This is a genomic window from Bacteroides sp. 90-K9/2, assembly GCF_047310725.1.
Classification (GTDB): Bacteria; Bacteroidota; Bacteroidia; order Bacteroidales; family Bacteroidaceae; genus Bacteroides; species Bacteroides vicugnae.
This window is the reverse complement of the sequence record NZ_JBCGVL010000007.1, coordinates 42,431-67,262: the sequence shown is the minus strand read 5'-3', so window position 1 is coordinate 67,262 and position 24,832 is coordinate 42,431. Positions and strand designations below refer to the sequence as shown.

The window sequence follows — 24,832 nt, the reverse complement described above, 5'->3', positions numbered from 1 at the left end:
GTTTAACAAAATGAAATATTTTTTCTACCCGGAACGAAGATTTGTTACCTTTGCGCCTATTATGAGTAATAATCCGAAAAGTCCAATCATCGACCTTCAGCAACAGCAACTCCTCCTACGGATGGAGTATGAACACGAAAAGGAAGAATTTAAACGGCAGACCGAAACAATGGGCGTTGCCCGTAAAGTGAAACGCGGTCTCTGCTGGTATCCCGTCTCTCTTGGCCGAAGTTACTACAATTCTCTGAATCAGCTTGTAATAGATATTACACGGACCGAAAATAAAGAAATAGAGCATTCCTTCGAGTTCGGCCGCCCCGTCTGCTTTTTCCACCAGTCATTCGAAGGAAAAGTGAAGTACATGAATTTCATCGCTACTGTCAGCTTTGCAGATGAGGAGCGAATGGTAGTTGTACTTCCCGGAGCGGGAGCTTTAGCGGAACTGCAAACTGACGGCATACTGGGGGTGCAACTTTATTTTGACGAAACATCCTACCGGGCCATGTTCGAGGCACTGGAAGACACCATACGCGCTAAAGATAATCGTCTGGCAGAACTGCGTGATATTTTGCTTGGCACACAAAAACCGGGATTCCGGGAGTTGTATCCTGTCCGCTTCCCCTGGCTGAACAGCACCCAGGAAACAGCTGTCAACAAGGTACTCTGCACACGTGATGTATCCATCGTTCACGGTCCTCCGGGAACCGGAAAAACAACGACTCTTGTCGAAGCAATTTACGAAACATTGCACCGGGAACCGCAAGTGCTTGTCTGTGCACAAAGCAACACTGCTGTCGACTGGATTTGTGAGAAACTGGTAGACCGGGGAGTACCCGTACTCCGCATCGGGAATCCTACCCGGGTCAACGACAAAATGCTTTCATCCACCTACGAACGCCGGTTTGAAAGCCATCCTGCCTATCCGGAACTTTGGGGAATTCGCAAATCTATCCGTGAAATGGGTAGCCGGATGCGCCGGGGTAGTTATTCTGAACGGGAAGGTATGCGTAATCGCATGAGCCATCTCCGCGATCGTGCCACAGAGTTGGAAATACAAATCAATGCCGATCTATTTGATAGTGCCCGTGTGATTGCTTCTACACTGGTCAGCAGCAACCATCGTCTGCTCAACGGGCGTCGCTTTCCTACTTTGTTCATTGATGAAGCTGCTCAAGCGCTCGAAGCTGCCTGCTGGATTGCCATCCGTAAGGCAGACCGCGTCATCCTTGCAGGAGACCATTGCCAGCTCCCACCAACTATCAAATGTATAGAAGCCGCTCGTGGAGGACTGGATCACACGTTAATGGAAAAAGTGGTTCAGCAAAAGCCTTCTGCTGTTTCTTTATTAAAAGTGCAGTACAGAATGCACGAAGCCATCATGCAGTTTCCCTCCGACTGGTTCTACCACGGAGAACTGGAAGCTGCTCCGGAAGTGCGCTACCGGGGTATTCTTGATTTTGACACTCCTATGAATTGGATTGATACTTCGGAAATGGACTTTCACGAAGATTTTGTAGGTGAGAGTTTCGGACGCATCAACAAGCAGGAAGCCAATCTATTACTACAGGAACTGGAAGCATATATCGAACGGATCGGCAAAGAACGGATATTGGATGAAAGAATTGATTTCGGTCTGATTTCACCCTACAAGGCGCAAGTGCAATATTTGAGGGGAAAGATCAAAGGGAGCAGCTTTTTACGCCCCTTCCGCAGCCTCATCACCGTAAACACGGTAGACGGTTTTCAGGGACAGGAGCGGGACGTTATTTTCATCAGTCTTGTACGTGCCAACGAGGATGGGCAGATTGGGTTCCTGAATGATTTGCGAAGAATGAATGTAGCGATTACAAGGGCACGAATGAAGCTTGTTATATTAGGAGACACCTCTACCCTTACCAAACATCCTTTTTACAAAAGGCTGATGTTATTCATTAAAAAGGAGGATTAAATACTTAATCCTCCTTTTAACAAAGTGCACTTTCTCACGAAACCACACTTCGTTTTAACACAAACAAAACAAACAATATTTTATTTTACGTCAGTACTATTCTTTATTTAAGAAGCCATTAAAATGACTTTTACTTTCAATATACAAATGCAGATTTCAAAAAGAAATATCAACTCCCATAAAGATAAAACACACTAAATCACCACTTCTGAGAAATCAAAAGCAGCGTCATTCGTTTATTTATTTAGTGATGTTAATCATTCTTCAGGGCTGGTTAAGTCAATTCATACTTCTCGTTTATTTTATCTGATGACGCAAAGATAAACATAAACTTGCATTTTTTGTCCATATAATCAATATATTTTTGAAAAATAATTTCGGAAAGCTTCATTTATTCATTTCTAAATCTCTTTTTAACCCAAAAAGGGAGAAAGCAAACAGCCCTCTCCCTTTTACAAACTTGTATAATTTATCCAGTTTAATTGTTTTCCGGACGAAGTTTACGAACAGTAACAGCAGTCTGCCACATTTCGCTTTCACGCAGTTGACGGAGCTCTTCATTCAATTTTTCACGATAATCAGGTTGTGAATTACTGTCGATAGAAATCTGTGCTTCGTTACCAGTCTTCACGCTATTATACAACTTTTCAACTACCGGCTTGATAGCGTCGTGGAATGGGCCCATCCAATCAAGAGCACCGCGTTGAGCAGTAGTAGAACAGTTAGCGTACATCCAGTCCATACCGTTCTTTGCAAACAACGGCATCAATGACTGTGTCAGTTCTTCCACTGTTTCATTGAATGCTTCAGAAGGAGTATGACCGTTTTCACGCAATACTTCGTACTGTGCCAGCAACAAACCTTGGATAGCACCCATCAATGAACCGCGTTCACCTGTCAAGTCAGAAGTAGCTTCACGTTGGAAAGTTGTTTCAAACAGATAACCGGAGCCAATACCAATACCCAGTGCGATGGTTCTATCCATTGCTTTGCCTGTAGCATCCTGATAGATAGCATAAGAAGAGTTCAAGCCACGTCCTTCGAGGAACATAGTACGCAAAGAGGTACCCGAACCTTTAGGAGCAACCATGATAACGTCGATATCAGTAGGAGGAACTACACCTGTACGGTCATTCCAAGTGATAGCAAAACCGTGTGAGAAATAAAGAGCTTTTCCGGCAGTCAAGTAAGGTTTGATAGTAGGCCATACAGACATTACTGCTGCGTCAGACAACAGGCACATTACAATAGTACCTTTCTCGCAAGCTTCTTCAATGCCGAACAAAGTTTCGCCCGGAACCCATCCGTCTGCTACTGCTTTATCGTATGTTTTTCCTTCACGTTGACCAACGATTACATTGAAACCGTTATCACGCAAGTTCAGTGCCTGTCCAGGTCCCTGTACGCCATAACCGATTACAGCAATTGTTTCATTTTTCAATACTTCACGAGCTTTTTCCAATGGAAATTCGTCACGGATTACTACAGTTTCAGTAGTACCTCCAAAATTCAACTGTGCCATTTTCTTTTTGTTTTTAGTTTTTGATGACTTACGTCATCCGTTATTAATTAATTTTGTATTCTCACATTTATTCAAATATCACTTTCGAACGGCAAACAACTTCGCTGCCATTCTTCTTTACTTCTACGTGAAACTCGTTTGCATTCACTTCGTCGCAGAAGAAAGAGAGCTCATCACCAAAGTAACTTTCGGCCACGTACGCCATCTCGAAACGGCGGATACGTTTGGTCTTGTACAACTCTATCGGGAACAAATCAAGGATATGCTCAATGTAACGGATGCTGTTCACATGACCGTTAATATCAATATCACTGTATTTTGCCGTCAGGGTAGCCATTGACTGATCGCTTGTCACTTTGATACGTGAAGGTTTTTCAATAGGACAAGGTTCGTCACAGACATAATCTACGATACTTCCTCCGTGCAAGGTCAATAGATCGGCCGGTTTGCGGGTATTGAGATTAATCATTGCCCATACGGAACGCGCATAACCAATCTTTTTCCCGTCCTTATCAATAATAGCAAAGTTACGGTCAGTAAACAAGCGGTAGACATTTTCCACCCATGTTTGAACTGAAAAGTTCTCATATTGATAAGGCATTTCATCCAACTCAACAGCTAGACGCGAAAGTACCCAAGTGTAATTATCCTCGTTCAGTGTTGCAATACCAAAGCCACGGTCACTTGCGTGAAAACCTGCACAATTCAACAGATGATTTCCCAGTACGCCCATAGTCAGACGTCCGTTAAAGTCAACATGAAACGGTTCTGCCACAAACTGATAAGTCCCTATTTTATTTTCTTCACTCATTATTCTTGTTGGTTTTTACTCTGGTTATACATGGCTTCCCGTCCATCGAGAAACTCGTTCACCCGTTCAAAGCAACTGGTAGTAATCGCTACGCGTCCCGACCGAACAAACTGCAAAACACAATTTAAAGCCTTCAGTTCACCGTAGAGTGAGGTTATATCTTCGCTCATGCCATTTTTCTCAACAATAGAAAATACCGGATTGACTTCCACTACACGGGCATTGTATCTGCGGATCAACTTGGATGCTTCCGGAGTTTCCTGAAAAGCAGGAGTAGATACCTTATAAAGTGCAATCTCATGGAAGTATATTTCATCCTCGGTGAAATAATGTGCCTGAATCACATCGATCTTCTTCTCAATCTGTTTCACTACCTTCTCAATAGTGTCCTTATCCGTCCAGGCTGTAATCGTATACTTGTGTACACCTTTAATAGAAGAAGCAGATACATTCAGACTCTCGATGTTGATTTGCCGACGAGTAAATACAGCAGTTACCTGATTCAGCAATCCGGCTATATTTTCGGAATGAACTATTATCGTATATAATGTCTTGTCACTCATAATCCTAAATTTTAATTGCGAACTTTCAATCTTCCATTCTCAATATTCAACTTCTCCTAGCATTCCAACAGCATCTGATTGACCGAACCACCCGGAGGAGTCATCGGCAGAACATTGCCTTCTTCCACTACGCACGCTTCGAGCAGGAACGGACCATCCGTCGCCAGCATTTCTGCAATGGCTTCTTTCAGTTCTTCACGGGTAAAAGCACGTTTGGAAGGAATATCATAAGCCGAAGCAACCTTCATGTAATCCGGATTCAACATCGGAGTAAACGAATAGCGGCGATTGAAGAACATAGCTTGCCACTGGCGTACGTTTCCGAGGTAATTATTATTCAGGCAGATAATTTTCACCGGAGCTTTCTGCTCCATAATTGTACCCAGTTCCTGAATATTCATTTGCAGTCCGCCATCTCCCATAAATACGCATACGGTACGTTCCGGTGCTCCGAAAGTTGCCCCGATAGCTGCAGGAAGACCGAAGCCCATTGTTCCGAGTCCTCCGGAAGTGATGATACTACGTTCTTTCGTATATTTGAAGTAACGTGCAGACATCATCTGGTTTTGACCTACATCCGTTACCAAAACTGCTTCATGATGAGTAGCATTGCTTACCGCACGCACCACTTCTCCCATACTCAAAGAGTTTGTTGCAGGGTGAAGTTCAGGGCGGATTACTTTTTCTTCCTCTACCTTCTCATATTCTTTGAAACTATCAATCCATTCGGTATGAGTTCTCTTTTTCAGGAGTTTAGTCACAGAAGCCAAAGTCTCCTTGCAATCTCCCAAAACAGCTACATCTACCTTTACATTCTTATTCACTTCCGCAGGATCAATATCAAAATGAATCACTTTCGCTTGTTTGGCGTAAGTAGCCAGATTGCCAGTCACACGGTCGTCAAAGCGCATACCGACAGCAATCAGCACATCGCATTTATTGGTATTGATATTCGGCCCCAAATTACCGTGCATACCCAACATTCCTTTATTCAACGGATGTTCTGTCGGCAAAGCAGACAGTCCGAGCAGCGTACAGCCTGCAGGCATATCCGCCTTTTCGATAAATTCACGCAATTCGTTCTGTGCATTTCCCAATTCAACACCCTGTCCTACCAATACAAGCGGACGTTCGGCGTTATTAATCAGTTCGGCAGCTGTCTTTACAGACTCCTCGTCCGTATCGGGAACAGGAACATAACTGCGGATAAAATCGACTTTCGTCGGTTCGTATTTCGTTTTTTCTACTTGCGCATTCTTGGCAAAGTCCAGTACCACCGGACCGGGACGACCACTACGGGCAATATAAAACGCACGTGCGACCGCCCAGGGCACATCTTCCGCACGACGGATCTGATAGCTCCATTTGGCGATTGGTTGCGTAATACCTACCAAGTCAACTTCCTGAAAAGCATCTGTTCCAAGAAACCCTGTTCCTACCTGTCCGGCAATCACTACGATAGGTGTACTATCGATCATCGCATCTGCAATACCTGTTACCGTATTAGTTGCTCCGGGACCGCTCGTCACCAGGCAAACGCCCACTTCTCCTGATACACGGGCATAACCTTGTGCCGCATGGGCAGCTCCCTGCTCGTGACGAACCAAAATATGGTTCAATATATTTCGATGATCGTACAAGGCATCAAACACCGGCATTATGGAACCACCGGGGTAACCGAAGATGGTAGTCACTCCCTGATGTTCCAAAGAGCGCATCATAGCCTCTGCACCTGTTATTAAATCTTTCATATTAGTTGATAGTTGATAAATGAACTATATCAGATTAATCTCACTGCTCCCTTATCGGCAGAACTTACCATGCTGGCATAAGCCTTCAGACTCTTCGGCACATAACGGTCACGAGTGACAGGAGTCATCGGACGGGCTGCCAATTCTTCATCCGTCAGTCGCACGTTAATCTTCCGGGCCGGAATATCGATTTCTATGATGTCTCCGTCTACAATTTTTCCGATATTACCTCCAGCTGCCGCTTCAGGAGAAATATGTCCGATACTCAATCCGGAAGTTCCGCCACTGAAACGTCCGTCGGTAATCAAAGCACATTCTTTTCCGAGATGACGAGATTTAATATAAGAGGTAGGATAAAGCATTTCCTGCATACCGGGACCACCCTTCGGACCTTCGTGCGTAATGACGACGACATCGCCACTGACGACTCGGCCTCCGAGAATGCCTTCACAGGCTGCTTCTTGCGAATCAAATACTTTGGCAGGTCCGGTAAACTTCCAGATACTTTCGTCTACACCTGCTGTTTTTACTACACAACCGTCTTGCGCAATGTTACCTTTCAATACGGCCAATCCACCGTCTTTGCTATAAGCATGCTCCAAATCGCGGATACATCCGGTTGCACGGTCCTTATCCAAATCCTTATAGTACATACCCTGTGAACCAAGTACGAGATTGAATCTATTTCCGGCTGCGCTCGAATATTTCTTAATTGCTTTTTCACTTACATTCGGGCTGGTGATTGAATATTCATTAATAGCTTCCGCCAATGACATTCCGTCTACCCGTCGAACGGATGTATCTATCAGACCTCCTTTTGCCAGTTCATCCATGATAGCAATGATACCACCGGCACGGTTTACATCCTGAATATGATATTTCTGTGTATTGGGAGCCACCTTGCAGAGACAAGGAGCCTTGCGGGAAAGCATGTCGATATCGTCCATCTTGAAGTCTACCTCTGCTTCATGAGCAATAGCCAACAGGTGAAGAACTGTATTGGTCGATCCCCCCATCGCTATATCCAGCGTCATGGCATTCAAAAAAGCCTGACGGGTAGCAATACTACGGGGAAGTACGCTTTCGTCTCCTTCTTCATAATATAACTTTGCATTTTTCACGATCAGTTCTGCTGCATCTTTGAAAAGCTGCGTACGATTCTCGTGTGTAGCTACGATGGTTCCGTTTCCGGGAAGAGCCAGTCCGATTGCTTCATTCAGGCAGTTCATTGAGTTGGCGGTAAACATACCGGAACAACATCCGCAAGTAGGACAAGCATTTTGCTCGATATTCGCTACTTCCTGATCGCTGACACTTTCATCGGCCGATTTAATCATCGCATCGATCAAATCCAGGTGCTGACCATTCCATTCTCCGGCTTCCATCGGACCGCCCGATACAAATACGGCAGGAATATTCAGACGCATAGCTGCCATCAACATTCCGGGAGTGATCTTATCGCAATTGCTGATACATACCATTGCATCTGCCTTGTGCGCATTAACCATATACTCTACACTGTCTGCAATGATGTCACGTGAAGGAAGCGAGTAAAGCATACCGTCATGTCCCATTGCTATACCGTCGTCGATAGCTATTGTATTGAATTCCGCAGCGAAGCATCCCAGCTTCTCAATCTCTGCCTTCACCAGCTGACCGATTTCATGCAGATGCACATGTCCCGGAACAAACTGTGTGAACGAATTGACGATAGCGATAATGGGTTTACCCATCTGATTCTTCTTCATGCCGTTGGCTGCCCATAATGCACGGGCTCCCGCCATCCGACGGCCTTGTGTACTAAACGAACTGCGTAATTGCTTTTTCATTTCAATCTATCTTTTAATTAAAGAGCCTTCCTCACACAAGTGAGAAAGGCTCTAAATTCTATCTTTTATGGTACGAACACATACAACACAAAAACCTTTCTCACGCTCTTGATGGGACCACCACGACGCGAATAATATGCAGGACTGCTAGGTTAATAGATGTATGTAACATATTCATATCTTCTTTTCTTTATTTTCGTGCTGCAAAGGTAAGGGCTTTTTTATTAACTCCAAACAAATCGAAGAAAAAAATCACTTAAAAGCTAATAATTGTAAGAGAAGAGTGGTATTATTTCTCTATTTTATCACTTAAAGGTTGAATTTACAACTATTATCAAAGGATGCGTTCTACTTTTCTTTTCTGACAAAAGCACTTAATAATCTGAAATTTACCCTCCCTATACCGGAGTAAAAGCAAATAATTCGTATCTTTGTCGACCCGGATTACCGGGAATTATTAATCAGAAACAAAAAATATCAGATGGAAACAGTAGAAAACAAGTACATTACCGTTGCATACAAACTATATACAATGGAAGATGGTGAAAAAGAGTTGTTCGAAGAAGCAAAAGCAGAACATCCCTTTCAATTCATTTCAGGATTAGGAACAACACTCGAAGATTTCGAAAATCAGATAACTGCTCTTTCTAAAGGTGATAAATTTGACTTTACCATTCCGGCAGATAAGGCTTACGGACAATATGACGAACAACACGTTATTGACCTCCCCAAAAATATCTTTGAAATAGATGGCAAATTTGACAGCGAACGTATTAAAGAGGGTAACATCGTGCCTTTGATGACTGGTGACGGTCAACGCGTAAATGCCAGCGTAGTAGAAATCAAACCGGATATTGTAGTAGTCGACCTCAACCACCCGTTGGCTGGTGCCGACCTGATCTTTGAAGGTGAAATACTGGAAAGCCGTCCTGCTACGAACGAAGAAATTCAGGAACTTGTGAAAATGATGAGTGGTGGTGATGGCTGCGGTTGCGGATGCGACAGCTGCGGTGATGGCTGTGGCGATGACTGCGGTTGCGAAGGCGGGCACTGTCACTAAATAAAGTATTAAATATAAAGTATTAAGTATTAATTCCGTGCGGACACAGCCGGGCTTTAATACTTAATACTTTTTTTATGCCGTTATTTGAGCTAATACTTAATACTTGAAATCAGCATCCTTTATGCGTCATGATGTCAAGCACCATTTTATCCGTTTCGTTCATGGCTTGCGAGCCGATTCTTGTCAGGTTGCGGATACTTTGATCTACATCTTCGTCGATAATTCCCTCTACGGAAGTCACACAACGGTCTTCCATTGCCATCATTGCAGATAATACGGCTGTCGAAACTCCGGTAGTAACTTTCAAAGCACAACTCGGTTTTGCACCGTCACAAATCATTCCTGTCAGATTAGCAATCATGTTTTGAACGGCGAAGGCAACCTGATTGTAGTTTCCCCCCATCAACCAGGTGATTCCACAACTGGATCCGGTGGCAGCTACCACACAGCCACACAAAGCGGACAGACGTCCTAAACTTTGTTTGATGTATATAACAGTAAGATGGCTTAGCATTAAAGCACGGATAAGTTCTTCTTCGCTCTTTCCGTTCTCTTCGGCAAAGACAACGACAGGGAGTGTAGCGGATATCCCCTGATTACCACTGCCGGAATTACTCATGACAGGAATCATTGCACCCGCCATCCGGGCGTCGCAAGCAGCTGATGTATAAGAGAGAATATGAGAAAATACGCTGTCACCCATCACTTTATGTTCGTAAGTTCCTCGAAGCATTTTACCTAGAGAATGTCCGTAGTTACCTTTAAAGGCTTGCTCGGCAGCAGCTTTATTCAAACGGGCTGTATCAAGGATAAAACGGATCTCATCCAGCGGAGCAGTCAGTGCAAAGTCATAGACTTTACGCAAGTTTAATTCGAGCGAAGCATCTTCCTCTTCCTCGCTGACTGTATGTTGCTTGTCGAGCAATATCTGTTCACCCTTGGCTATATATATAAAGGTGGTATGTCCACCGGCAATGATAGCTTTAGCTGTTTTATCTCCCGCTTTACAGTTCACCTCGATATAAAGCTTTTCCGTAATATCTTCTTTCAGAGAAATACAAATCCGTTTTTCTGCAATAAACAGTTTTCCCTGCTCCACCGCTTCCGGCGTACAGTCCCTCAACACTTCCAACTGGTAGTCTGATTTGCCAATCAACGCACCTAAAGCTACAGCTATGGGAAGCCCTACCATACCCGTCCCCGGGATTCCGACTCCCATGGCATTCTTTAATATATTAGCACTTAACAAGACGTCTATCTTCTCCGGTTTCACTCCCAGCGTTTCAGCAGCCTTAGCTACACAAAGCGCTACTGCGATAGGTTCCGTACATCCAATAGCCGGAATGACTTCTTTCTTAATCAATTCTATAATTTGCCTTCTTTCTGATTCAGTCATGGACTTATAAGTTTTAGTTCCACAAAAATAGGAAATTCTTTCTTTTCCAGCATTCTATAATGAACAAATAAAATCTCATATTGTTATAAAACCTTCCATATACCAAACTTTAACAGAAAGAATTGATAGAAAAATGAAAGCAAAACACGTGATTCTCTATTTGCTGCTGGCTATTGTTTCCTCTTCTTGTATCCGCGAAGAAGCTCTCAATGCAGAAGCAGACATATTAAGTTGCATACTACCGGGAGTAGCCATGACAACCAGTCCTATTATTAACAATAATTCCATCACTATCTTCGTCGGTCCGGGAACTGATATTTCAGAACTTACACCTGAATTTACATTGACTCCGGGAGCTACAATTAGTCCCCTTAGCGGTACGGAGCGAAATTTCAATACTCCACAAGAATATACTGTTACAGCCGCCGATGGTGTTTGGAAGAAAACGTATATCGTATCGGTTATCGACACCGAACTTGCCACGAACTATAATTTCGAAGATACGCTTGGCGGAAAGAAGTACTACATATTTGTAGAACGCGAAGGAGATAAAGTCGTTATGGAATGGGCCAGCGGAAATGCGGGCTATGCCATGACCGGTGTAGCTAAAACAGCTGATGATTATCCTACTTTCCAAATAACGGACGGAAAAGCCGGCAAATGCCTTTCTTTAGTGACACGCAGTACCGGATTCTTCGGACAGTTAGCAGGAATGCCCATTGCGGCAGGAAATCTGTTTATCGGTTCCTTCGATGTAAACAATGCGATGAGTAATCCGCTTAAAGCAACTAAATTCGGTCTTCCTTTCCGGCATGTACCTACTTATCTGGCAGGTTATTATAAATATAAAGCAGGAGATCAGTTTACAGAAGGAGGCAAACCTGTAAATGGGAAACGGGATATCTGTGACATATATGCCATCATGTACGAAACCAGTGAATCTGTTCCAACTCTTGATGGGACGAACGCGTTTACCAGCCCAAATCTAATTTCAACAGCACGGATTGATAATGCCAAAGAAACAAATGAATGGACTTACTTTAAGCTTCCTTTCACCACTCTCCCCGGCAAATTCATAGATAAGGAAAAGCTAAGGGATGGAAAATATAATATAGCCATAGTGTTCACCTCAAGCCTGGAAGGAGATCATTTTAACGGAGCAATCGGAAGTACGTTGCTCATTGACGAGGCCGAGTTAATCTATCACTCGGAAAATTAGTAGAACTAAATAACTTTATAACAACAAGAACGATGAAAATCTATCCGTATATATTCAGCTTACTAACCTGTATAGGAATAGCCCTCCCCGGCTATGCACAGGTTGATCGAAATGAAACACTGATCCGTTCCGCCCTTCACGGACTGGAATATGAGATAAAAGCAGGTTTCAGCATTGGCGGCACAGCCCCGCTTCCTCTTCCGGTGGAAATCCGTTCCATTGACGGATATAACCCGACATTAGCTATCAGTATAGGAGGTGAAGTAACCAAATGGATTGCCGTTCAGAACAAGCTCGGAATTATAGTCGGATTGCGGCTTGAAAACAAAGCAATGACTACCGAAGCCACTGTGAAGAATTATAATATGGAGATTCTCGGGCAAGGAGGTGAAAGAATCAGTGGAGTATGGACAGGCGGAGTAAAAACCAAAGTACATACCGCCGGACTGACAATACCTCTAATGGCTACCTACAAACTAACCAACCGGTGGAACATCAAAGCCGGGCCTTATTTCTCCTATCTGCTTTCAAGAGAATTTTCAGGTCACGTATACGAAGGATATTTGCGGGAAGATAATCCCACCGGTCCGAAAGTAGAGTTTACCGACGGCAAAATTGCAACATACGATTTCTCTGACGATTTGAGACATTTCCAATGGGGACTACAAGTAGGAGCCGGATGGCGAGCCTTCAAACACCTCAATGTGTACGCCGATCTTACCTGGGGATTGAATGATATATTTAAAAACGATTTTAATACGATCACTTTTGCCATGTACCCCATCTACTTGAATATAGGTTTCGGGTATGCTTTTTAAGTCCCACTAGGCTCTGCCACCTGCTTCACTCCGGAGTAGGTTACTTTCACCGTCTGTTGCAATGCAGGCACTTTCACATTAATAGTCATGTCTGCATTTCCATCTTCTACAGTTCCCGTAACTGTCACAGGGCAAGTACCCAGAGAGGCGGCATCTCCTTCAAACGTAAGGTCTTGCTGTCCGGTGAATGTAGACACACCTTCCCCCTTCTTCACTTCACATTTATCAATGACAATATCTCCAAACTTTAGTATCTGCTGATTGATGAACAATTCAAAATCCTTCAGTTCAATCTTCACTTCCGTATTGCTGACCTGCGAGAGCGTGATAAACTTCTCTATTCCGTCGCCGATGACAATTTCCTGGTCAGAACCATCCGGTATCATGGATATATCCAGATTTCCCCAATACGTTCCGATTACATCCGGAGCCGTTATCACAGCCTCCTCTTCGGGAGGATTCTCGTTATTCTTGTTATCACTGTTGTCATCGTCACTGCTACAAGCAGCAAAGAAAGTTAGAGCACATACCAATGCCAATAAATACAATAGATTCTTTTTCATACGTCTTTGGTTTAGTTATTACAATAAATTCGTCCTTTATAAACTAAAAAGAAGAAAAAAGGTTCAATATGCTTCCTTTTTCGAAGTTATTTCGAGTTCGCAACTTTCTTACCGAAAACTTTGTTATATTTGCATATAGTAATTTTAAAAAAGCCACAACTATGTTTAATTCATTTGGCAATATCTTTCGACTCACAAGTTTCGGTGAGTCTCATGGAAAAGGAATTGGAGGAGTGATTGACGGATTCCCATCAGGAATTACCATCGACGAAGAATTTGTACAACAAGAACTAAATCGCCGTCGTCCGGGACAATCAATCCTTACCACCCCACGCAAAGAAGCTGATAAAGTAGAGTTTCTTTCAGGTATTTTTGAGGGGAAATCAACCGGGTGTCCTATCGGTTTTATCGTTTGGAATGAAAACCAACACCCCAATGACTACAACAATCTGAAAAATGTATATCGTCCTTCACACGCTGATTACACATACACGGTGAAGTATGGAATCCGTGACCATCGCGGCGGCGGACGTTCCTCTGCACGCGAAACGATTTCGCGCGTTGTAGCCGGTGCATTGGCTAAGCTGGCACTCCGCCAACTGGGAGTCAACATCACTGCCTATACCTCGCAGGTAGGTCCTATCAAGCTTGAGGGTACTTACTCGGACTATAATTTCGACCTGATAGAAACCAACGATGTACGTTGTCCGGACCCTGAAAAAGCAAAAGAAATGGCAGACCTTATCTATAAGGTAAAAGGTGAAGGCGATACCATCGGAGGTACACTGACCTGTGTCATTAAGGGATGCCCCATCGGATTGGGACAACCTGTTTTCGGTAAACTTCATGCTGCCTTGGGTAACGCCATGTTAAGCATCAACGCTGCCAAAGCATTCGAATACGGCGAAGGATTCAAGGGATTGAAAATGAAAGGTTCCGAACAGAACGATGTTTTCTATAACAATAACGGACGGATCGAGACGCACACCAATCACTCCGGAGGTATTCAGGGAGGATTGAGTAATGGTCAGGATATTTATTTCCGTGTAGTGTTCAAACCGATTGCCACGCTGCTGATGGAACAGGAAACTGTCAACATTGATGGCGTCGACACCACTCTGAAAGCACGCGGACGTCATGACGCTTGCGTATTACCTCGTGCCGTACCTATCGTAGAAGCAATGGCCGCCATGACTATACTCGATTATTACTTACTGGATAAAACGACGCAACTCTAATGAACGAGATTCAGAAATACATAGCGGCACACGAACCTAAGATGATGGATGACTTGTTCAGCCTCATCCGCATCCCCAGCATCAGTGCCTTGCCGGAGCACCACGACGATATGCTGGCTTGTGCGGAACGCTGGGCACAGCTGTTATTGGAAGCAGGTGTGGACGAAGCATTGGTAATGCCCTCACAGGGCAATCCGGTTGTTTTCGCTCAAAAGATCGTAGACCCGGATGCAAAGACTGTATTAATCTACGCTCATTACGATGTGATGCCGGCCGAACCATTGGAACTCTGGAAAAGCGAACCGTTTGAACCGGAAATACGTGACGGACATATCTGGGCACGTGGAGCGGATGATGACAAAGGACAATCGTTCATTCAGGTGAAAGCATTTGAATATCTCGTCAAAAACGGATTACTGAAGAATAATGTGAAGTTCATCTTCGAGGGTGAAGAAGAAATAGGTTCGCCCAGCTTGGAAGCTTTCTGCGAAGAACATAAAGAATTGCTGAAAGCAGACGTTATTCTAGTGTCGGATACGAGTATGCTAGGAGCCGAACTTCCCTCATTGACTACTGGTCTGCGCGGGCTGGCTTATTGGGAAATAGAAGTGACGGGACCGAATCGTGACTTGCATTCCGGACATTTCGGAGGTGCGGTAGCCAATCCGATCAACGTGCTTTGCCAGATTATCAGCAAAGTAACGGATGCCGACGGACGTATCACTGTTCCCGGATTCTACGATGATGTGGAAGAAGTGCCGCAAGCCGAACGGGAAATGATAGCCCATATTCCCTTTGACGAAAAGAAATACAAAGAAGCAATCGGTGTAAAAGAGCTTTTCGGAGAAAAAGGATATAGCACATTGGAACGTAACAGTTGCCGTCCGTCTTTTGACGTATGCGGCATTTGGGGCGGATATACAGGAGAAGGTTCTAAAACCGTACTGCCTTCAAAGGCTTATGCTAAAGTCTCTTGCCGGTTAGTGCCGCATCAGGATCACCATAAGATTTCGCAAATGTTCGCAGATTATATTCTTAGTATCGCTCCTGACACAGTACAGGTGAAAGTGACTCCCATGCACGGAGGACAAGGATATGTGTGCCCGATTTCACTTCCTGCCTATCAGGCAGCAGAGAAAGGTTTCGAAATCGCTTTCGGGAAAAAGCCGTTGGCGGTACGCCGTGGCGGAAGTATCCCCATCATCTCTACTTTCGAACAGGTATTGGGAGTCAAAACCGTATTGATGGGATTTGGACTCGAATCGAATGCGATTCATTCTCCAAATGAGAATTGCTCATTGGAGATCTTCCGGAAAGGGATAGAGGCAGTCATAGAGTTTCATCAGGAATATGCCAGACGATAAAGCGGATAAATAACAATCAAGTTATAAACGATACATATAAAAGAGTGGTGGACAAGCTTGATTACAAGCATTTGTCCACCACTCTTTTATATATCTATCACACTGACAAATTACATGACCGGAGTCTCGAAAAGGAAGGTAAATGATTGGCTGTCTTTCAAATCCTTCACTGCATCACCTGCATAAATTTCGCCCTTTGTCAGAGACAGTTTCTTAATACCGGCTTTCGGACTAAAATCAATTTTCTTCAAGTCCAGCCAAAACAAATTCGGAGTCAGGGTAGATTCGAAATAATATACCTTATTCTTCTGATCGGATACGGAACGCCAACGGGTAGAAGATATATAAGGCTTCTCCGGTGTATTAATACCAAATGGCACGGAAACATTACGCATCACACTCAATACGCTGGGAACTGCAATCTTTGCATCCGCAATCTGCGGAATGGCATGAATGTAAAATGAAGCCCGTACAAAACGGTCGCTTGCCCGGTTAGTTCCCGGCAACATCTGCAAGCCACCGATTTCTTTCCAGTAATCATTAATGGCCAACTGATATTCATATCGAGGAGAATTTGTCATTACCCGGTATTCTTTTCCTTCGTGAATGCTCAATTTCCCATCCAGATATTCCAATACGGCCGTATTGCCTGTTTCATCAGTGATAGCCAGATGCAAGGTAGACTCCGGTCCTCCATTCGGCATACGGGGAGCATCAATGCGGAAAGTCTCCTTTTTCAATTCATCCACCGCTTCGCGTACTGTGGCAAAGTTATCAAGCACATACTGTGTCCAAATGCTGATGCCCATTGCCGGACGGGTATCACCGGGGAGAGAGTAAATGGATTCCGGCAAGAAAAGCAGGCTAGCTACTAATCCTTTCTCGTTCATTCCGTCACAAGTACCTATATCATATCCTGTAGCAATCACACTTCCATATTTGGAAGTCCAGTTCACTGTTTTTTCCTTATTATGTCCCATACGTTGGATGCCACGCGGAAATACATAGATATTCGTCATGATATCTTCTTTCCAGTCCATTGTACGTCCCGTTACCACCATCTGGTCAGGGCCTATATACACCGCACGCGTACATGCTTCTACAGGCTGTATACTCATCAAAGAGACGGTAGCCAACACCAATGCAACTCCTGCTAATTTTTTCTTCATATTCATTCTATTTAAATAATTGATCTTCTTATTTATAATAAGAACAAATGCACCACAATTATTCCTCAAAAGAAAGATGATTTTAATGAAAAAAAGGCATTTATTCAATGCAGGAAGAAATTTTAGGTTTTCAACGTATAAGGGTTACGCCAGTTTATAAAGTTCATATCCTCCCAATGCCAGTACATAGGGCAGATTAAGAATAACGTCGGCATCCTTCTCCACCTCTTCGGGGTACTTTTGCAACAATTCGTTGAAAGGCATAATGAGAGGGTGTTGCAAGAAAACTTTATCTTTCACCTCGGCACGTCTCCAGCCAGCCACCGTACGCTCGGCATTCCATCGGTATTTCTCCATGCGCACCAACAGATACAAAACTTGAGACGGTAGATTCTCATTGAACATAGATACGGATATACGCGCCGGTGAACGGTCGCTCCGCTTAATACTGTAGCCTAACGTGCGACAAAATACACTATAGGCATCCAGTTGATAGCGGTTAGCCCAACGTAACGGCTCGCTCAATTTATTCCACAGATAGTGTGCCTGGTGATTCATCAAAATGAAGTCGGCAGAGTGGCTGCTATAAGATTCATACATCTTCTTCAACACCTCTTTCTGCTTGAGGCTTTCATCCGTATAGCAACAATCGTAGAGGTAATTCACATACAAAGCGAGTTTATCCTGCAAGATGTTTTTCTTCATCCCCCTATCTACCATGCCGAACACCTTGACATAACGATAACGCCCTTGCTCATCATCCACTATCGACGACAAATCGTTATTGAAATCCTGACGGATAAGTACACGACATTGATGCTGATAAACCTCATGCGGTAAATTGAGTCCTAATGAGAGACTCAAATCGGGATCATGCACACAAATAGCCACTGTAAGCATACAGTGTTTATTTTGTGCCCATTGTTGTAGACGGGTGCGCATAGCAGTACTACAAATGTCGTCATGGCAATATTCTACCTCAATATCGTCTATCTGACTCTCTATATAAGGAAATTGAGCTTTGAAGTAGTCTTTCTGTGACTCCATCTCTCGATCTACTAAAGTGATGCGGGTACGTATGCGTTCATCTGCCGGCAGACGGTCATCGTAATTGGCATAATGGCAGATACGTAGTGCTTCAAGCAACAGCGAGCGTCCCATCCGGTTGAATCCCACAATAACCAGATGCACATAGTCTTGACTAGTAGCACTCCAGCTTCCATCAGGTTGTTGCGTTATGCTTATGGGGCGATAGTCTAGCGGATCATAATATCTTTCACTATCGGCAGCATAGAGACTCCATAGTTGCCGGGCCAGATTCTCGTGGAGGTTAAAGGGACGGAAAAAGATATTAGGTTTCCCCTCAATGCAAAACACCTCCGGCGGCAGATTCATTTTCTGTATGTTAGAGTACGAAGGGATGCTGTCGAACTGTACATACACAGGCATCACCTTGCCATCGGGGCATTTGCCACGCAAAGCACTCACCAAATGCACAATCGCTATATTTTTAGCATCGCGTCCGCAACGTTCTTCATCACCCAATACATACACTTCACTCGCGCTCACTATGTTCAACCGCTGAAGTTCTTCGGCCGACTCAATGTTGCCAAAGTAAACAAGCACCTGCCGCTCTATTTCGATGGGCAAGGCAGACTGTATGCGATGGCGCACCGTTGCTGCCTCTATACCGCTCATCAGCAAGATACGTGCCGAAGGACATTCGTTATATAGTTCGCGTATCATATTGATAGATAGTTCATTGAAGCCTATCAATACATAGTGTTGAGTTATGTTGCGGTAAGTCATTCGCCCCGTGTTTACCACATCCACACGCCGCTCTATAATGTTGGAAATGGTAGAGATGAGCACACCGCCCAATAAAATGGATCCCGAAAAGCTAACAATTCCCAGCAATAGCCTGCTGGACCAAGCTGTCTCGTTCATTTGGTTACCAGGATCCACAAAGTTGTTGTACACCACCCAGAGCCTTTCGCCCCATTCCTCATGTCCATAAAATTGGATAGAGAAGAACATCACGATGATAAAGAAGATAGCCAGCACCGTAGCAATAGTAACGAGTAACAGGGTGAGCTGCGACTTGATACCCCCCGAAATGGTGCGATCCATATACTCTTGCGAGAATATCTTCTTGTAGTAGTTTATAAAACGGTTCATGCTTATAACTTATTGATGGCAAAACATACAGGTTCTGCCCATATTGTGTACATTTCGAGCTATTTGTCCTGATAATCGTATCATATCATGCACCAATACCATATAATCCGTATCAATGGGTTTTGGTTGACAGTCGTGTTTCATAAATAGAACATTTAGAGTTGTGTACAAATATAGTATTTTTCAACAAACCAGGTAGCTTTTCACTTAACTATTTTCAGCAGTGTACTTTACCTTGCCATCGTGCGGCAGCATATAAAATGAAATTCACCAGTGCAAGAAGACATTAATCACAAGATAACAGCTATGGAACGAAATAAAATTCGTATAAAAATGGAGTAAGACATTCTACTTCCATAAAGTAATATCTCCATAACCTTTATTGTATTTAAGATTATTCAGTGCATAGATTTAAGATTTTCTATGCAGAAAACTAGAATCTTTTATGCACTCGAGTAGTTGTCACGTTACAACGGGACAATGGTCACCTTATAGAATGACTAATGTCACTTTATAAGGTGATATTAATCATTCTATAAGGTGACCATCTATCCCTGAAAGGATGAAACCACTAAAGATACAAAATAAATCAGTAAAAAGCAATAGTAAGGTAGGAAATTTGTCTGGACTGCAAACACACTTAATTTGTTTCAATGCAGCATAATAAAGAGGCCGCATTCATATAATGCAGATTAAATCTAACCTGTTAATTGCAGAACCTCCATCTCTCACTCTCTTCGTGATATGACGGTCTTTTTACTCCCAATTATCTTCCCCCTTTTATATTAGAAATTTTTCCGGAAAGTACATCCATTTCTCCATTCCGAACATCCGTAAGCAGTTTTTCCTTTAATAATAGTTCCCTTACCACAAAGCGGACATGGCTGACCTACAAACGTATCTACATCACCTGCAGCAGAAGGAGTTGAAGCAGGAGTAGTAACCGGAGCCGGAGAAGGTGCCGAATTAGAACTTACTTCGTTTGCCGCTTTTCCTGTTTTTGTTTTCTTTTCTTTCGGTGCACTCGATTTACGTTCGCGCTTTTTAGTTTCTTTCTTTTCTTTCTCTTCGGCTTTTGCAGCTACTGCATCCTGAATAGTAATGCGTCGGTTTGTGTTATCAGAAAGTACACTCATCACTATTTCCGAAACCATCTGTTTCAGTTCTTCGAGAAACTGGCGGGCATCGTATGTCTTCTTTTCAATTTCGCGCAACTTCTTTTCCCAAATACCAGTCAGTTCTGCCGATTTCAATAATTCTTCGTGAATGAGCTGCACCAACTCCACTCCTGTCGGGGTGGCAATCAGGTTCTTTCTTTCTTTACGAATATAGTTCCGTTTGAATAATGTCTCAATAATGGCAGCACGGGTAGACGGCCGACCGATACCATTCTCTTTCAAGGCATCACGAAGTTCATCATTGTCCACCAGTTTTCCGGCTGTCTCCATTGCACGAAGCAAAGTTGCTTCGGTATAAGGTCTGGGCGGCTGCGTCCATTTTTCATTCAGGTCGGGAATGTGAGGACCACTTTCTCCTTTTACAAAAGCAGGAAGTACATTTTCATCCTCTTCCTCTTTTTCTTCGGTAGGTTCTTTTACATCTTTGGCAAATACAACACGCCATCCCGGTTCCAGGATTTGTTTTCCGGTTACCCGGAATTCTATCTTATCCACTTCGCCCATGACTGTAGTAGTAGAAATCTTACAGTCCGGATAGAATACGGCTATAAAACGACGGGCTATCAAGTCATAGACACGACGTTCCATATCCGTCAGGTTTTGAGCATAGACTCCGGTCGGGATAATGGCGTGGTGATCCGTTACTTTCGAGTTGTCAAATACCTTTTTTGATTTAGGAAGTGTAGTGCCGGCTAACGGAGCTGTCAAGACTTCGTAATCACGAAGTCCTTTCAGGATAGCGGGACATTTCGGATAAATATCATCACTCAAAAAAGTAGTATCGACACGCGGATAGGTAGCTACCTTCTTCTCATAAAGAGACTGGATCAGTTTCAGCGTTTCATCAGCTGAATAAGCGAATTTCTTGTTGCACTCTACCTGAAGAGAAGTCAAGTCGAACAAACGTGGGGCGAACTCTCTCCCGTCTTTCTTGCCAACACTAGTGACTACAAACGGAAGATCCTTTATACGTTCTACCAGTGCCTCACCTTCTTCCCGGTTAGCAATAGGGTCGATACCCGGATTATCTATTTTCTTTTTTCCACCGTTCTTTTCTTCTTCCGCAGCTATTTCTTCATCACTTTTGCGGATAAGTGCGGAAAAAGTAGTATCCCGATAGTTGGTTTTCAATTCCCAATATTGCTTGGGTTCGAAATTGGCTATTTCCAACTGGCGGTTGACAATCAGTGCCAAGGTCGGTGTCTGCACACGACCAATGGAAAGCACCTGTTTATTTTGACCGTATTTAATGGTATAAAGACGGGTGGCGTTCATTCCCAATAGCCAGTCACCCATCGCACGGGAAAGTCCGGCTTCATAGAGTGATTGAAAATCAGTCTGATCTTTCAGCTTCGCAAACCCTTCCCGGATAGCTTCTTCTGTTAATGAAGAAATCCACAGCCGTTTCACCGGACAGCGTGCACCTGCTTTCTGCATCACCCAACGCTGAATCAATTCTCCTTCTTGCCCGGCATCACCGCAGTTGATAATTTCATCTGCGTTCTGCATCAGTCCCTCGATAATGTGGAATTGTTTTTCGTATGTAGGATTCTCTATCAGCTTGATGCCGAAACGTGGAGGAATCATTGGCAGACTACCTAAATTCCACGATTTCCAGTTAGGCGTGTATTCATGCGGTTCTTTCAGGGTACAAAGATGCCCGAATGTCCAGGTCACCTGGTATCCGTTTCCTTCTATATATCCTTCTTTTCTGGTATGAGCGCCGAGTACTTCGGCTATATCGCGTGCTACTGATGGCTTTTCGGCTATGCAAACTATCATTTTTTTCTCTTCTTGTTTTTACACTAACAGTTTACAAAGTTACACGATTATTTCTCATTGACCGCATGAAGAGAGAAAAAAGTCCATAAAGTCATAGATCGGATAAGTTCCACTGAATGAAATAAACCGCATCTATTCATATATTCATCTACTATGAAATCTTCTATTGAAAGCTGGACAAATGACAAAATTAGGAGAAGAAAAGGAATATAAACAAAAAAACATCCCACCTTTTAAACCTAAACCGGTCTAAAAGGTGGGAATACAATATGATTCAAAAGAATTTCAGAGATTATTCTTCATCCATTAGAATTTCCAAAATCTGACAAGCAGCTCTCGCTACCGGAGTACCCGGACCGAAGATAGCAGCTACACCTGCCTTATACAAGAAATCGTAATCTTGTGCAGGAATAACACCACCGGCAATCACTACAATGTCCTCACGACCCAGTTTCTTCAGTTCTTCAATAATTTGCGGAACCAATGTCTTATGTCCGGCAGCCAGTGAAGAAACACCTACTACATGAACGTCGTTTTCAACAGCCTCGCGAGCAGCTTCCGCCGGAGTCTGGAACAAGGGTCCCATATCCACGTCGAAACCACAGTCAGCATAACCGGTTGCTACGACTTTAGCACCACGGTCGTGACCGTCCTGTCCCATTTTCGCAATCATGATACGAGGTTGACGTCCCTCTTTCTTCGCAAACTTCTCGGCCAGTTCACAAGCACGTTTGAAGTCGCTATCGTTTTTACTTTCTGATGAATACACGCCTGATATCGTTCTAATTATTGCTTTATAACGTCCTACTATCTGTTCGCAAGCATAAGAAATCTCACCCAATGTTGCGCGAACACGAGCTGCTTCCACAGCCAATTCCAACAAGTTACCCTTGCCAGTCTTTACACATTCGGTAATTGCTGCCAATGCTTTGTCCACTTCAGCTTGGTTACGTCCTTCTTTCAAACGTTTCAGGTTTTCAATCTGTTCAAGACGAACAGCCGTATTATCAATTTCAAGAATATCAATCGGAGCTTCTTTTTCCAAACGATACTTGTTCACACCGACAATTGTCTGCTGACCACTGTCAATACGGGCTTGTGTACGTGCAGCAGCTTCTTCGATACGCATCTTAGGAATACCTGTTTCGATAGCTTTCGCCATACCACCTAATTTTTCAATTTCCTGAATGTGTTCCCAAGCCTTGTGTGCCAGCTCATTAGTCAGAGACTCTACATAATAAGATCCACCCCATGGGTCAACGTTCTTGCAAACATAAGTTTCTTCCTGGATATAAATTTGAGTATTACGGGCAATACGTGCAGAGAAATCTGTCGGAAGAGCGATAGCCTCATCCAATGCATTGGTATGCAGAGATTGAGTATGCCCCAGAGCTGCAGCCATAGCCTCAATACAAGTACGCCCTACGTTATTGAACGGATCCTGTTCTGTCAACGACCAACCGGATGTCTGTGAGTGAGTACGCAATGCCAGTGATTTCGGGTTCTTCGGATTAAATTGCTTCACAATCTTCGCCCACAACATACGTGCAGCACGCATCTTGGCTATTTCCATAAAGTGATTGGTTCCGATCGCCCAGAAGAAAGACAGACGCGGTGCAAATGCATCAATGTCAATGCCTGCTGCCGTTCCGGCACGAAGATATTCCAAACCATCGGCCAATGTATAAGCTAACTCGATATCCGCAGTTGCACCTGCTTCCTGCATGTGATAACCGGAGATAGAGATAGAGTTGAACTTAGGCATCTTCTGCGAAGTGTATTCGAAAATATCAGAAATAATCTTCATAGAGAATGCAGGCGGATAAATATAAGTATTACGCACCATGAATTCTTTCAGAATATCATTTTGGATAGTACCGGCCATTTCTTCAAGTTTAGCACCTTGCTCCAAACCGGCATTGATATAGAATGCCATAATCGGAAGCACAGCTCCATTCATTGTCATAGACACAGACATTTTGTTCAATGGGATACCATCGAACAGCACTTTCATATTTTCCAATGAACAGATAGATACACCGGCTTTACCTACGTCGCCTACTACACGTTCGTGATCGGGGTCATATCCACGGTGAGTAGCCAAGTCGAATGCTACTGACAAACCTTTCTGACCGGAAGCCAAATTACGGCGATAGAATGCATTTGATTCTTCGGCAGTGGAGAATCCGGCATACTGGCGGATAGTCCAGGGGCGAAGAGTGTACATTACTGAATACGGACCGCGCAAATAAGGAGGGAGTCCGGCAGCATAGCCAAGATGTTCCATTCCTTCAAGGTCTTCTTTTGTATAGACAGGCTTCACTTCAATGTGTTCCGGTGTTTTCCAGTCAGCGGAGATACCGTTAGCCTTTTGCCATTCAGCACCATTCGTCGGCTGAAATGCGGCATATATATCGATGTTTTTAAAATCTTTTCTCAT

General features: G+C 43.7%; 17 protein-coding genes. 6 read left to right on the top strand and 11 right to left on the bottom strand.

Going from position 1 to position 24,832, the window contains the following annotated elements; genetic code table 11:
• Nucleotides 1-10: 10 nt before the first annotated feature.
• Nucleotides 11-1,948 (top strand): AAA domain-containing protein, encoded by a 1,938-nt coding sequence (locus AAHJ11_RS16140; RefSeq protein WP_320975158.1) that lies wholly within the window; start codon nt 11-13, stop codon nt 1,946-1,948.
• A 478-nt stretch (nt 1,949-2,426) separates the two neighbouring features.
• On the opposite strand, the gene ilvC is transcribed toward AAHJ11_RS16140, so the two are convergent.
• The 5 genes from ilvC to ilvD all read right to left on the bottom strand — a co-directional run bounded on the left by ilvC (nt 2,427) and on the right by ilvD (nt 8,424).
• Nucleotides 2,427-3,470 carry a ketol-acid reductoisomerase gene (gene ilvC / locus AAHJ11_RS16135; protein WP_122136875.1) on the bottom strand — a complete coding sequence of 348 codons (1,044 nt, stop codon included), beginning with the start codon at nt 3,468-3,470 and terminating at the stop codon, nt 2,427-2,429.
• 67 nt (nt 3,471-3,537) lie between these two features.
• The gene (locus AAHJ11_RS16130; RefSeq protein WP_195357647.1) at nt 3,538-4,281 is read right to left on the bottom strand and encodes an acyl-[acyl-carrier-protein] thioesterase; all 744 of its coding nucleotides are present in this window, start codon (nt 4,279-4,281) and stop codon (nt 3,538-3,540) included.
• The gene (ilvN, locus tag AAHJ11_RS16125) at nt 4,281-4,844 is read right to left on the bottom strand and encodes an acetolactate synthase small subunit (RefSeq protein ID WP_148365140.1); all 564 of its coding nucleotides are present in this window, start codon (nt 4,842-4,844) and stop codon (nt 4,281-4,283) included. The genes AAHJ11_RS16130 and ilvN overlap by 1 nt, the downstream gene beginning before the upstream one ends.
• A 56-nt stretch (nt 4,845-4,900) precedes the next feature.
• Nucleotides 4,901-6,595 (bottom strand): biosynthetic-type acetolactate synthase large subunit, encoded by a 1,695-nt coding sequence (gene ilvB, locus AAHJ11_RS16120; protein WP_413579826.1) that lies wholly within the window; start codon nt 6,593-6,595, stop codon nt 4,901-4,903.
• 29 nt (nt 6,596-6,624) lie between these two features.
• Nucleotides 6,625-8,424 carry a dihydroxy-acid dehydratase gene (gene ilvD, locus AAHJ11_RS16115; protein ID WP_195357651.1) on the bottom strand — a complete coding sequence of 600 codons (1,800 nt, stop codon included), beginning with the start codon at nt 8,422-8,424 and terminating at the stop codon, nt 6,625-6,627.
• A 481-nt stretch (nt 8,425-8,905) separates the two neighbouring features.
• Between ilvD and AAHJ11_RS16110 the strand changes: the two genes are divergently transcribed.
• Nucleotides 8,906-9,484, top strand: a complete 579-nt coding sequence (locus tag AAHJ11_RS16110; protein WP_004306740.1) for an FKBP-type peptidyl-prolyl cis-trans isomerase — start codon at nt 8,906-8,908, stop codon at nt 9,482-9,484.
• Between the two features lie 112 nt (nt 9,485-9,596).
• Here AAHJ11_RS16110 and AAHJ11_RS16105 read toward each other — a convergent pair whose 3' ends face one another.
• Nucleotides 9,597-10,883: a serine dehydratase subunit alpha family protein gene (locus AAHJ11_RS16105; RefSeq protein ID WP_074557628.1), complete on the bottom strand. Its 1,287-nt coding sequence runs from the start codon at nt 10,881-10,883 to the stop codon at nt 9,597-9,599.
• A gap of 133 nt (nt 10,884-11,016) precedes the next feature.
• On the opposite strand from AAHJ11_RS16105, the gene AAHJ11_RS16100 reads away from it, so the two are divergent.
• Nucleotides 11,017-12,102, top strand: a complete 1,086-nt coding sequence (locus AAHJ11_RS16100) for a PCMD domain-containing protein (RefSeq protein WP_074637574.1) — start codon at nt 11,017-11,019, stop codon at nt 12,100-12,102.
• 32 nt (nt 12,103-12,134) lie between these two features.
• On the top strand, nt 12,135-12,920 hold the full coding sequence (locus AAHJ11_RS16095) for a porin family protein (RefSeq protein ID WP_074637572.1): 786 nt from the start codon (nt 12,135-12,137) through the stop codon (nt 12,918-12,920).
• Here the strand turns inward: AAHJ11_RS16095 and AAHJ11_RS16090 are convergent.
• The gene (locus tag AAHJ11_RS16090; protein ID WP_195650553.1) at nt 12,917-13,483 is read right to left on the bottom strand and encodes a calycin-like domain-containing protein; all 567 of its coding nucleotides are present in this window, start codon (nt 13,481-13,483) and stop codon (nt 12,917-12,919) included. The genes AAHJ11_RS16095 and AAHJ11_RS16090 overlap by 4 nt on opposite strands.
• Nucleotides 13,484-13,644: 161 nt before the next feature.
• On the opposite strand from AAHJ11_RS16090, the gene aroC reads away from it, so the two are divergent.
• Both aroC and AAHJ11_RS16080 read left to right on the top strand, forming a co-directional pair.
• On the top strand, nt 13,645-14,721 hold the full coding sequence (aroC, locus tag AAHJ11_RS16085) for a chorismate synthase (RefSeq protein ID WP_004306728.1): 1,077 nt from the start codon (nt 13,645-13,647) through the stop codon (nt 14,719-14,721).
• On the top strand, nt 14,721-16,085 hold the full coding sequence (locus tag AAHJ11_RS16080) for a dipeptidase (protein ID WP_320975156.1): 1,365 nt from the start codon (nt 14,721-14,723) through the stop codon (nt 16,083-16,085). Before aroC ends, AAHJ11_RS16080 begins: the two co-directional genes overlap by 1 nt.
• Before the next feature lie 110 nt (nt 16,086-16,195).
• Here the strand turns inward: AAHJ11_RS16080 and AAHJ11_RS16075 are convergent, their stop codons facing one another.
• From AAHJ11_RS16075 to scpA, 4 genes are all read right to left on the bottom strand, one after another.
• Entirely contained in the window at nt 16,196-17,254 is a 1,059-nt protein-coding gene (locus AAHJ11_RS16075) for a linear amide C-N hydrolase (RefSeq protein ID WP_074637587.1), read from the bottom strand.
• A gap of 144 nt (nt 17,255-17,398) precedes the next feature.
• Nucleotides 17,399-19,432, bottom strand: coding sequence for a hypothetical protein (locus AAHJ11_RS16070; RefSeq protein WP_320975155.1), 2,034 nt, complete (start codon nt 19,430-19,432; stop codon nt 17,399-17,401).
• Between the two features lie 785 nt (nt 19,433-20,217).
• Nucleotides 20,218-22,392, bottom strand: a complete 2,175-nt coding sequence (locus tag AAHJ11_RS16065; RefSeq protein ID WP_320975154.1) for a DNA topoisomerase 3 — start codon at nt 22,390-22,392, stop codon at nt 20,218-20,220.
• A gap of 292 nt (nt 22,393-22,684) precedes the next feature.
• Entirely contained in the window at nt 22,685-24,832 is a 2,148-nt protein-coding gene (scpA, locus tag AAHJ11_RS16060) for a methylmalonyl-CoA mutase (RefSeq protein WP_148365149.1), read from the bottom strand.